This window comes from Sedimentibacter sp. (assembly GCF_033447055.1).
Classification (GTDB): Bacteria; Bacillota; Clostridia; order Tissierellales; family Sedimentibacteraceae; genus Sedimentibacter.
In genome coordinates, this window is record NZ_JAWQJF010000150.1 from 1 (window position 1) to 11924 (window position 11924).

Consider the following 11924-nt stretch of genomic DNA (forward strand, 5'->3'; position numbering starts at 1 on the left):
ATTTTTTTATTTATTAACTATTAATAGTATTTCATTATTATATTATAATTATTATAAAGTTTGATTTAATAAAATATATAATTCGGATTTTATAAAACCTTTAAGTTGATTTCATTAAAACGACATTTTTTTCATATTAAATCTAAATATATTTAATCTTATAATATTTAAATGAAAAAAAATATATATATTTATTATAAAAATTAAAATGCATAATATATTTTACAAATAGTATATAAGGGGGATTTGAAATGAAAATAACTATAACAAATGAAAGCGGAGATTGGAAAGAAATGCTTTATACAAAAGATAAAGTTACTTATGATGTAAAAAATCAAGAAATATTAGATTTTTTCGCACAATTAAGTGTAGCTTACAGCAATAATGAGAATATGGATAAAATGTATGAATGCTTGTATAATTTAATTAATTACGGTTACCTGTATACAGATGCTGCAGAAATAGATTACAACAATTACGATTATAATGATGAATATGATGAAGACGAAGATTATGATATGGATTTAGATTATGAAGATGAAGATGAAAATGATTATATTTCTCAAGATGGCTTTAAACTAATTGATTCTGAAGTTGAATATTATGTGGATGGAGAACAAGTTACAAAAAATGAATATGATGATACCTGGGATGATAGGCTTGGATACCTTGGCTCATCAAATTGGGAAGAATTAGGCTTATTGATTACAAATGCTGATACCGACGAAATTATTTATATGGGAAAAATATCATAACAATAAGCAGCAGTAGATAAAGCTATAGATTAGCGGTAATTAAGCTAAGGCTAGTTCTATGAAAAAAACTTAGGTTAATAAAAACCTAAGTTTTGTTTTTTCTATTGCTTATCAATTGCTCTAAAATCCTCTTCCGGCTCCGCCGCCTCCGGAACCACCGCCTCCGCCAAAGCTTCCGCCACCTCCGAAACCGCTGCCTATATGAGTTCCACTTCCAAAGTTTCCAAATCTGTTAATTGCTGGTATAAATAAAAAGCTATTGCGTCTTCTGCCTGAACCGCCTCTTCCGCCTCTAATTATTGACAACACTACAATCAGCATAATAATTTTTAATATTGATCCAAAGTCAATTGAGCTGTAGTCTTCTTCAACATTAACATCAATATCTCCAAAAATAACATCATCATCATAGCCATATTCCTCATTTACTTTTTTTGCAAGCTGATAAAAAATATTTTCTAAACCTGTGGAATAATCCCCTTCTGAAAGGTAATCAAGAGATGCATCCAATATTCTTCCGGATTCTGCATCCGTTATTGCACCTTCAAGCCCATATCCAACTTCAATTTTAATTTTTCTTTCATCTAATGAAAGAAAAACCAATAAACCATTGTCATATTCATCATTACCTATTTTCCATTTTTCAAAAAGTTCAACGGAATAAGTATATTCATCCAAACCTTGCATGTCTGGAACAGTCACAACCACAATTTGCGGCTTTTCTTCGGTATTTTCATAATTTAAGTTTATTTTTCTTATATTGTTTTCAACTTCATCTTCAATTAAATCAGCAAAATCATTAATATAAAATTCTTCAGTTGGCTCAGGATAAACAACGTCTGCGTAAGCTAGAGACCCCGTAATTAAAATTACAAATGCAATAAGTAAGGGCAGTATGTTTTTCTTCAAATATCTCACTCCCCAAAAATTAATCAAATTTCACTTCTGGAGCAACATCTGCACCAGCAGTTGCTTCAAAATATGGTCTTTGCTCAAATCCAAACATTCCTGCTAATATGTTCTTAGGAAATTTTCTGATAGTTGAATTATATTCGCTTACTACTTCATTGTATCTGTCTCTTTCAGTGGATATTCTATTTTCAGTTCCGGCAAGTTCATCCATTAAACCAGTTACATTTTCATTTGATTTAAGTTCCGGATAATTTTCAACCACTACAAGAAGTCTCGCTAAAGCACCTTCTAATTCATTTGATGCTTCAACTTTCTGTGTTGTACCTTGCGCTCCTGCCATTTTTGCTCTGGCGTCTGCTATTGCTGTAAAAACTTCTTTTTCCTGCGCCATCGCTCCTTTAACCGATTCAACCAAATTTGGTATTAAGTCAAATCTTCTTTGAAGCTTGCTTTCCACATTTGCCCATTGAGTATTTACTTTTTCATCTAGTGAAACCAATGAGTTGTAGCTTCCAAAAACAGAAGCAGCCATTATCCCTATTACAACCAACACAACTATTAATGCAATTAATCCTTTTTTCATCACTACCACCTCTCTAATCTTCGTCGAACTTTAACACAGCCAAGAATGCTTCTTGAGGAACTTCAACATTGCCTATTTGCCTCATGCGCTTCTTGCCTTCTTTTTGCTTTTCCAGAAGTTTTTTCTTTCTTGTTATATCGCCGCCATAGCACTTGGCTAAAACGTCTTTTCTAAGAGCTTTTACAGTTTCTCTTGCTATAACCTTAGAACCTATTGCTGCTTGAAGAGGCACTGCAAACAAATGTCTTGGAATTACATCTTTCAGTCTTTCTACTATTCCTCTTCCTCTTTCATATGCCTTTTGCTCATGAACTATAATGGAAAATGCATCTACCAATTCACCGTTAATAAGTATATCCATTTTAACAAGTTCAGAACGAATATAGCCACTTAATTCATAATCCAGGGAAGCATAACCTCGGGTTTTAGATTTTAAAGCATCAAAGAAATCATATATAACTTCATTTAAAGGAAGTTTATAGTGTAATATTACTCTTTTTGCTTCCATGTATTCCATGTTTTCAAATATTCCTCTGCGGTTTTGGCACAGTTCCATAATTGCTCCAACATAATCTGTAGGAGTCATAATAGATGCAGAAACAATAGGTTCCTCCATATAGTCTATTTCTTGAACTGGAGGCATATTTGTAGGATTCTGTAAAATTATCATCTCGCCATTTGTTTTGTAAATTTTATAAATTACGCTTGGTGTTGTGGCAATTATATTTAAATTGAATTCTCTTTCAAGTCTTTCTTGAATTATTTCCATGTGCAAAAGACCTAAAAATCCGCATCTGAATCCAAATCCTAATGCAATAGATGTTTCAGGCTCAAATGTAAGTGAAGCATCATTTACCTGCAATTTTTCCAAAGCATCTCTCACACTGCCATATTCTTCACCTTCAGCAGGATAAACGCCGCAAAATACCATTGATGTTACTTTTTTGTATCCAGGCAATGCTTCTTTTGCAGGGTAACTGTCATTTGTTATTGTATCACCAACCTGGCAGCTCTTAACTTCTTTCATGCTTGCGCACAAATATCCCACATCTCCTGAAAACAATGCAGCTACTGGCTTTTGTGTTGGTGAAACTACTCCGACCTCTGTGACATCAAAAGTTTTCCCAGTTGACATCATTCTTATTTTATCACCTTTTTTAACTTGACCTTCTTTGACTCTTATATATGCAACAACGCCTCTGTAGCTGTCATAATACGAATCAAATACAAGTGCCTTAAGAGGAGCGTCTTCTTCTCCTGTTGGCGGTGGAATAACATTTACTATTGATTCTAATACCTGGTCAATATTAATGTTATCTTTTGCAGATATTAAAGGTGCATTTTCGCAGTCAAGTCCTATTACATCTTCAATTTCCTGCTTTATTTCTTCAGGTCTTGCACTCGGCAAGTCAATCTTGTTTATAACTGGCACAATTTCTAAATTTTGATCTAATGCAAGATAAACATTGGCCAATGTTTGAGCTTCAATTCCCTGAGCTGCATCAACAACAAGAACAGCACCTTCGCAAGCTGCCAAACTTCTTGAAACTTCATAATTAAAGTCCACATGACCTGGAGTATCTATTAAATTAAGTGTGTAGTCACAACCATCTAAAGCTTTGTATAAAAGACTTATAGTCTGAAGCTTTATGGTTATTCCTCTTTCCCTTTCCAAATCCATGTTGTCCAATACTTGTTCCTGCATTTCTCTGTGTGAAAGAAGTCCTGTATTTTCTATTAACCTATCTGCTAAAGTTGATTTGCCATGATCTATATGAGCGATTATCGAAAAGTTTCTTATGTATTTTTTTCTATCCAAGTAATGCTACCTCCCTAATTAACTGGTAAGGGTATTATATCAAAAATTATGTAAATGTAAAAGCATTATTTGTTTAATTTTTCAATTGATTTACATAATATTTCAGATAACAAGTCTGCCGAATACTGTGCTTCTTCTATGCTGTTTAATGTAGTTCCCAGTTCTATCAAGATGGCGTAATCAGAAAGATATTGATTAAAATACGCCCCTTCTCTTATTACAATATCTCTAAAAAGGCCGGGATACAATTCATTGGACGTATCATATACAGTTTGAGCGGTTTTTTTTATTTCTTCTAAATTTCCATTTTTATTACCTATAACTAATGTGCATGTTGCTGCAGTAATGCCGTTTATTTCGACTGTCTTAACTTTTGATAAAAATTCCTCATAACTTGAACCTTCATCTGCACCATCTCTATGTAAATCAATCATTAAATTTTTCTTGCTGTCTGAAAGCACCTGACTTACAGCATAATTTGAATTAGCATATGACGAATTGTAATCAGGATAATCATTATAATCCTTTAAATGAATTATGTTTAATCCATAATTATTTATGTTTGTGGCTATTCTGTTTCCAATTCCCATTACATTATAATTTTCATCCTTGGTGTGATAATTAGATTCTTCATACGGTAAATATGCTTCTGTTCCATGAGTATGATACAAAACTATATTAAAATTTTCATTGACAGAAGCAGCGTCAATCGTCATATCCCTAGGAAAGCTGCTTCTGCATGAAGGCGACTCAATAATCTTAAAAAAATCTTCTTTTCTGTTATTAGCCAAATATACTTCCTTTTGTACATCCTGTAAATAATCATACTCACTTTTTTCATATATTTGCAATGGATCTTTAGTTTTAGGTTCATCGTTACTGTCAATGGTCTTAAATATTTCTTTTGGTTCATCATCTATAGTTTCTAATAAGCTGCTTTCGTCGCCGCTTTCACTGAAAGTTTTTTCCAAGAATATATTGAAGTAAGACATAACTTTGTCTAATGCACTTAATCCCTCATCTTCAACATTTTTATCAGCATTATAATTTATAGAGATTGTAGTAATTCCTTCTCCGGATTTCCTCTTCTCCGATAAATTATACACATAACTGTAACCGATAAAAAGTACTGCCAAGCAAAATACAGACATGGCCATATAAAATCTTGTTCCACCTTTACTTTTTCTTCGTCTTTTCATAATTCAACTCCACATACTTTCTCAATAGTAATATATTAATGTATATGTGTATTGTTTCCTGAATAACACTGTTATTTTTTACAATTACATTACGATTTTGATTCGTATCCCGGATGCACTGCTTTATTGATCGATTCAGCCAACATATCAGATAACGAATCAATAAGTTCGTCTACAGCACTTGGTGTTACAATAGATTCACCATACATAGGACTTAATATCTCTTTTATGAACATATGCTTTTCATCATATTCCAAATCGCTTAAAATTCCCATTATTTGACCAACATCATCTGTTTTATCCTTTAAAGTTTCTTCCATCATTTCTATGGTATCATTTACTATTGTTGCTGTATCCACAACTGTGGGTATTCCGATTGCAACTACTTTTATACCTATACTTTCTTTATTTAAAGAACCTTGCATGTTTCCAATTCCAGAGCCTGGTTCAATACCTGCATCTGTTATTTGAATAACTGAACAAAGCCTTCTCATTTTTCTTGAAGCGAGTGCATCTATTATAATAAGAAGAGTTGGTTTAATCTTTTCAACTACCCCTATAATTGTATTAATGGTTTCTATTCCTGTGGTACCTAAAACACCTGGCTCCAAAATACTTACTTCATTGAAATCTTCATCAAAATCTTTGTTATATGCTTTAAAATATTGCCTCGTAACTTTTATTTTATCCAAAGTTCTTGGTCCCAGTGCATCAGCTGTTATATTTCTGTTTCCAAGCCCTACAACAAGAATTTTTTCTCTTTTCAGTCCTGATACATCCTTGATTGCTTGAGAAATTATTGAAATAACTTCATCTCTTGATTCATCAGTAAGACTTTTAAGGCTTTTTGTTTCATAAGTAACATACTTTCCTTTTTTCTTTCCCACTGTTTTTTCTGCATAGTCATCCAAAATTTCCATTTCAACTACTTCCCCGTGGCTGTAGTTTTTTGTTCCAATCTTTATTCCTTCAATTTTTTGCTTAAGCGACTCATTCGCTTCATAAGCTAAATCTGTTCTGTACATCATTTCCTCCTGAATAAATCAATTTATCTTCATATTTAATATACAAAAAATTAATATGTAAAAAATATCTTGAAATTTAAATAAATTTATATATAATATTATGTATATCAAATTTATTATTGAATTTTTTCATTTTTTTATTCTTTACACTTGATTTTTGTTAAATTTACCTGTATAATTGGTATGCTGTCAAAAATATTGTCACTTATATATATAATGTGCTAAAATATTATGAGCATTTTAAATAAGACTATTTAAAGGAGGTGAAGATTTTGGCAAATATTAAATCTGCAAAAAAAAGAATTTTAGTTATAAACAAAAAAACTGAAGTAAACAAGAGCAGAAAGTCTGAAATCAAAACATATATTAAGAAATTTGAAGTAGCATTGGCTGAAGGCAACTATGAAAAAGCTAAAGAATACTTAACAATATGTGAGAAAAAATTATATCAAGCAGCTGCAAAAAATTCAATTCACAAAAATGCAGCGGCCAGAAAAGTAAGTAGAATGACTCTTAAATTAAATAAAGTAGCATAATTTAAAAGACCGGTTGGTCTTTTTTATTTTATGCTACTTTATTCATTATAATAAGAAAGCTACTCCCTATTATATAGGTTTATATAGGTCTCCCTAGCGGGAGTTGAGTAGCAACTCTCGGACTATTGACAAACCTTATTTGTGTCATCCTGAACGCAGTGAATGGGAATTGCGGAGCAACTTTTTTACTACTTAATTATTCCGTTTGTAATTATTTCTAGACCAATCCTGTTGTCAATTTCCCCTGTCTTGATTTTCCTATCGATTTCAAGAAACTTTTCCATATAAATTTCAATTTGTTTTAGATTTAAACTTTTGGATTGTTTAGACAGCTTTGTAGCTACAAAATTTTTTAATTTCATTCTACTGATTATATCGCTGAAGTTATATCCTTTCTTTTGAAGTAATATATATTGGTAAAGCATTCTGTACTGTCTTGCAATCATATGAATAATAAATTGCTCAGGGGTGTTGTTTACCAACATTTCCTCCAGAATTTCGAAAGCTTTTTTCTTATTGCCTTCACATATAAAATCTACCAACTTAAAAATATTGCTTTCAACGGATTTAATCATAAGCTTATCAATATCATCCAATGAAACATTCTTTGTGTTTTTTTCGTATAAAGCTATTTTATCAATTTCATTATTTACATGATAAAGGCTCACGATGCTTTCATATTCCAGATAACCGCAGTTATTTGCCATATAATCTGCATCTTTCATGCTTATTGCTAAATTATAATTCTTAAATCTATTCAAAATATATTTAGACAATTCATCTTCATTTAATTTATTTATTTCAAAAATTGATTTTGTATCCTTTAATTTTTTTATTATTCTTTTTCTAGAGTCAGGTTTTCCTTCCTTAATAAGAAACACCATAATGCAGGTGTCATAATCTTTATCAATAAAATTCATTATTTGGTCCTCTTCCTTTTTGTTCAAGCTTCCGGAAGACGTCAAAAATCCTGCATCTTTAACAACGCACAGTTTCTTTTCAGACATAAAAGGAAATGTAGTAATAAATTCATAAAATTCAACAAAGTTGTTTTCAAGCTTTTCAAATTCCATATAATTCATGTTTTCATAACTCTTATCAACATATTTATTTTTTGCAAGTTTTACTGCATCGTCTATGTAAAATTCTTCAGTACCGAAAAACAGTAAACAATTTGGAACTTTCTTTTTTTCAATTAAATCTTTTATTATTTTGTAGCTCATAACACTCCTCTTTTTTATATCCCATTATCCATACGAGCAAAATGCAAAATATGAAAAGTTTTGGGAATATCCATACAAAATATAATTTATAATAATTATCGGATTTTTCATTTGTATATGTATTATAATATATTTCATCATCTTTTAAAATAAAATTTATTTCTCCTTGTTCGTAAGTCGAAATAATTGTGCTTTTAACTTTTTCATATCTCGCAAGAACTTGTTCTGACGGAATTCCGTAATTATTTTTCCCATAGCTCAAAACTGCAATTTTAGGCTTTACAGCTTCTACAAATCCTTCTGATGATGATGTCTTGCTTCCATGATGAGGTGCAATCAATATATTTGCATGCTTAAGATTCTGAAAAATTAAATTTTCAACATTTTCTTCAATATCACCTGGGAGCAAAATGCTTTTGTTTTTATACTTAAGCAATAAAACAAGGGATGAATTATTCTTGCTTTGAGAAATATAATTTTCATCAGGCCATAATATTTTAATATTGAAGCTGCCATCAATTTTTATATAGCCATCTTTATTAATTATTTTAATATTTTTATTTATTTCATCATTTTGTGAAGATGCAAATATGTTTTTTATTTCAATATGACTGTTTATCAAATCATTTAAACCGGAATAATGATCCTTATCCCAATGACTGATAAATACCCCGTCAACTTCGTTTGTTCCCCTCTTAGTCAGATAAGGAACAACGGTGTATTCTCCAAAATTATTGCTGCTTGTGCTTCCGCAATCAATTATTATGTCAACATCTTTATACTTAACTGTTGTAAACAATCCTTGACCTGCATCTGCAACATTAAAATACAAACTGTCATCTGACATAGGAACTGCAACATAAGTAACAGCATAAAAACAAGTTAAAGTTATAAAACCATATTTTCTTATGCATGAAGCTTTATTGTTGTATAAGTATATCACAAAAAACACAACAATGTAAAAAAATATGATGCTGTACATTGACATTGTTTCAACTGTCATACCATTAAAAGCAAACTCGTCAGATAAATATAAAATGTATCTTAAACTTGTTATTATGTAATTAAAAATTCTAAATGGTACTATTAATAAAATAGAACATAACCCGTTTAAAATCAATAATATGAAACCATACATGAGAATTACAGTAAATATAGGAAGGAGCAGCAAATTATAAATAATGCCCATTACAGGAACGTAATTAAAGTAATATGCAATTACAGGCAATGTGAATATCTGTAAAAACAAATACATACAAATACTTCTTACAATAATGTTGTCAGTGATTATATTTTTTGCAATATACTTATTGTAAATAATAAAACTTAATGCAGCTGAAAATGATAATAAAAATCCTGCATCAAAAATCCAATACGGATTGTAGATAGTCAATATTAAGGCTGCCAAACCTATAGCATTTAAGGAGCTGTATTTTCTGTATAAAACCTCAGACCCAAACAATAAAGTAAACATAACAAGAGTCCTCATAACTGACAATGGAAACCCAATTAAAAATCCATAAAACCATATTAATCCCCATGTTGCCACCCAGCTCACTCTTCGGCTTAATCCGACTACTTTAAGCACTGTGAGCAAGAATCCATACATTAGAACTATATGAGTGCCAGAAACAGCAAAAATGTGTGCTAATCCCATTTCTTTAATATTGTCATACAAATCTTCATCTAAATAATCCACATCTCCTAAGATTATGGATAAAATAATATCTGCGTTTTTTTCATTTAAATTTTTGTAAAATGTATTTTCAGCATATTTTCTGAATTTTATAGATACTTCATTAAAAGCCGAATATTTCTCACTAATAAAATCAATAGAACCCTCAGCAAAAATAGTAACATGAATTTTTTTTGATCTTAAATAACTTTTATAATTAAATAATAATTTATTTTTGCTAATATTAGTATCAGCTACATTTCCTTTTATTATAATAATGCTGTTTTCTTCTACTTTTTCTTTTTTACCCGTGTATATTATAGTTTGCTCCTCATTTTTAAGTTTATTGCCGTTTATACTAGTTACAACTGCATTGTAACTGCTAAAATAAGAATTTCCTTCAGTCTTATTTTGGCTTTTAATTTTAGCGGTTAATTGTATATTTTCATTAATATGTTGTGCTAAAACTGATTTTGAATTATAATTACAGTTAATGAAAGAAAGTAAAAGAAAAGCAATTATTACAATATTATATATAAATTTTTTAGAGATTAACCCATTGTAAATGAGTAAAACAAAAACAGCAGTGAATAAATAATTGAAGAACCCAAGTTCATATGATATTATTCCCATCGCATAAGCTGCAAATATAGAAATTATTATATACATAATACACCTCTTAATATCTTACCAAATATTAGGAGATAAATCAAAATAATTTTATTACGACAAATTTCACAGGGAGAATAAATGATAGTAAATAACAATGAAGTAGAAACTATATCTAATGACAAAAATATAAATGAATTATTGAAAGAATCATTTTTTCTTGACATAGAAACAACAGGACTTTCTAGACAATTCTCTGATATAATTTCTATTACTGTCTTGCTTTATGAATCAGGCAAATATAAAATATATCAAATTTTTTGTCAATATAAAGTAGACGAGCCTGAAGCACTTAAGTTATTGAAAGATTTAATTAAATCAAAAAAATATGTAATTACATATAATGGAAACATTTTTGATATTCCTTTTTTAGTCAATAAAACACAGAAGCATAATATAGATATTGATTTTGATTGTTTTATTAAAATAGATCTATACAATTACATGCGTCAGCTACGAAACAAAATTCAAATTACTGATTTAAAGTTAAAAACTATTGAAGAATATTTCAATATTAAAAGAAATGATACATTAGGAGGAGAAGATGTTATAGTTTTATACGAAGCTTATAAAATTGAACCCAGAAAAGAATTTTCTTATTTAATAATGCAGCACAACTATGAAGATGTATTTAATCTTCCAATATTATTAAACAGTATTTTTAATCTGTATGATGATATTTGGTATTTCAATAACCTTATAGTGAAAATAAACAATCATGACTTTATTATAAAAAAAAATTCATTGATTTGTAAATTATATATTATATCTAGTTTAAAAAACAATTACATTCATCAAGGTATAAATTTTGATCTTGACTTAAAAATCAATACGCAAACAATGGAAATCAATATTCCGGTAGGTTTTTACAAAGATAATAATATCAGCGAATTTTATTACGTTAATAATAATGAATACAAAATTATAAGCTATACAGCTATAGAAGGAATTAAAAAAAATTTGGTTCCTATTAAATTAAATGATAAAATTTATTATGAAAATATTAAAAATATTGTAAAAAGTATTATAACTTCAATATTTTAAATTTATTATAAAAATATTAAAAATATTATAAAAAGTATTATAACTTCAATATTTTATATTTATTATGAAAATATTAAAAATATTGTAAAAAGTATTATAACTTCAATATTTTAAATTTATTATAAATCCTGAATTTAAAAATTATCAATTTATTTTGTAAAATATATATGTATTAAAAAGGCTACTTCGAAATAGAATTATATCTTATTTCGAAGTAGCCTTTTATAATTGGTGCCCAAACGCGGAATCGAACCACGGACACGGAGATTTTCAGTCTCCTGCTCTACCGACTGAGCTATCTGGGCATATGGTGGGCCTTCAAGGACTCGAACCTTGGACCTACCGGTTATGAGCCGGGCGCTCTAACCAACTGAGCTAAAGGCCCACAATATAATATTGTGGATAATGGTGGGCTTAGATGGACTCGAACCATCGACCTCACGCTTATCAGGCGTGCGCTCTAACCACCTGAGCTATAAGCCCA

At 29.8% G+C, this 11924-nt stretch carries 10 protein-coding genes and 3 tRNA genes; 3 read left to right on the plus strand and 10 right to left on the minus strand.

Translation table 11 applies throughout. From position 1 onward, the window contains the following. The first annotated feature begins 251 nt into the window (after nucleotides 1-251). Nucleotides 252-755, plus strand: a complete 504-nt coding sequence (locus SA378_RS10280; RefSeq protein ID WP_318525898.1) for a hypothetical protein — start codon at nucleotides 252-254, stop codon at nucleotides 753-755. A 120-nt stretch (nucleotides 756-875) separates the two neighbouring features. On the opposite strand, the gene SA378_RS10285 is transcribed toward SA378_RS10280, so the two are convergent. The 5 genes from SA378_RS10285 to gpr all read right to left on the minus strand — a co-directional run bounded on the left by SA378_RS10285 (nucleotide 876) and on the right by gpr (nucleotide 6293). Then, entirely contained in the window at nucleotides 876-1664 is a 789-nt protein-coding gene (locus tag SA378_RS10285) for a TPM domain-containing protein (RefSeq protein WP_318525899.1), read from the minus strand. Nucleotides 1665-1683: 19 nt separating this feature from the next. After that, complete coding sequence (locus tag SA378_RS10290) at nucleotides 1684-2250, minus strand: LemA family protein (RefSeq protein WP_318525900.1); 567 nt, start codon at nucleotides 2248-2250, stop codon at nucleotides 1684-1686. Between the two features lie 13 nt (nucleotides 2251-2263). Next, complete coding sequence (gene lepA, locus SA378_RS10295) at nucleotides 2264-4069, minus strand: translation elongation factor 4 (protein WP_318525901.1); 1806 nt, start codon at nucleotides 4067-4069, stop codon at nucleotides 2264-2266. A 65-nt stretch (nucleotides 4070-4134) separates the two neighbouring features. Further along, nucleotides 4135-5268, minus strand: a complete 1134-nt coding sequence (spoIIP, locus tag SA378_RS10300; protein WP_318525902.1) for a stage II sporulation protein P — start codon at nucleotides 5266-5268, stop codon at nucleotides 4135-4137. Nucleotides 5269-5357: 89 nt separating this feature from the next. Then, nucleotides 5358-6293, minus strand: coding sequence for a GPR endopeptidase (gene gpr / locus SA378_RS10305; RefSeq protein ID WP_318525903.1), 936 nt, complete (start codon nucleotides 6291-6293; stop codon nucleotides 5358-5360). Nucleotides 6294-6565: 272 nt separating this feature from the next. Between gpr and rpsT the strand changes: the two genes are divergently transcribed. Beyond that, the gene (gene rpsT, locus SA378_RS10310; RefSeq protein ID WP_318525904.1) at nucleotides 6566-6829 is read left to right on the plus strand and encodes a 30S ribosomal protein S20; all 264 of its coding nucleotides are present in this window, start codon (nucleotides 6566-6568) and stop codon (nucleotides 6827-6829) included. Nucleotides 6830-7017: 188 nt separating this feature from the next. Here the strand turns inward: rpsT and holA are convergent, their stop codons facing one another. Beyond that, entirely contained in the window at nucleotides 7018-8052 is a 1035-nt protein-coding gene (gene holA / locus SA378_RS10315) for a DNA polymerase III subunit delta (protein ID WP_318525905.1), read from the minus strand. Beyond that, complete coding sequence (locus SA378_RS10320) at nucleotides 8021-10396, minus strand: DNA internalization-related competence protein ComEC/Rec2 (RefSeq protein ID WP_318525906.1); 2376 nt, start codon at nucleotides 10394-10396, stop codon at nucleotides 8021-8023. The genes holA and SA378_RS10320 overlap by 32 nt, the downstream gene beginning before the upstream one ends. A gap of 81 nt (nucleotides 10397-10477) precedes the next feature. Between SA378_RS10320 and SA378_RS10325 the strand changes: the two genes are divergently transcribed. Further along, nucleotides 10478-11440: a ribonuclease H-like domain-containing protein gene (locus SA378_RS10325; RefSeq protein WP_318525907.1), complete on the plus strand. Its 963-nt coding sequence runs from the start codon at nucleotides 10478-10480 to the stop codon at nucleotides 11438-11440. A gap of 229 nt (nucleotides 11441-11669) precedes the next feature. Here SA378_RS10325 and SA378_RS10330 read toward each other — a convergent pair. The 3 genes from SA378_RS10330 to SA378_RS10340 form a co-directional block, all read right to left on the minus strand. Then, nucleotides 11670-11745 (minus strand) — tRNA-Phe (locus SA378_RS10330). A gap of 3 nt (nucleotides 11746-11748) precedes the next feature. Then, nucleotides 11749-11825 (minus strand) — tRNA-Ile (locus SA378_RS10335). A 21-nt stretch (nucleotides 11826-11846) separates the two neighbouring features. Further along, a tRNA-Ile gene (locus tag SA378_RS10340) sits at nucleotides 11847-11923 on the minus strand. Nucleotide 11924 lies beyond the last annotated feature (1 nt).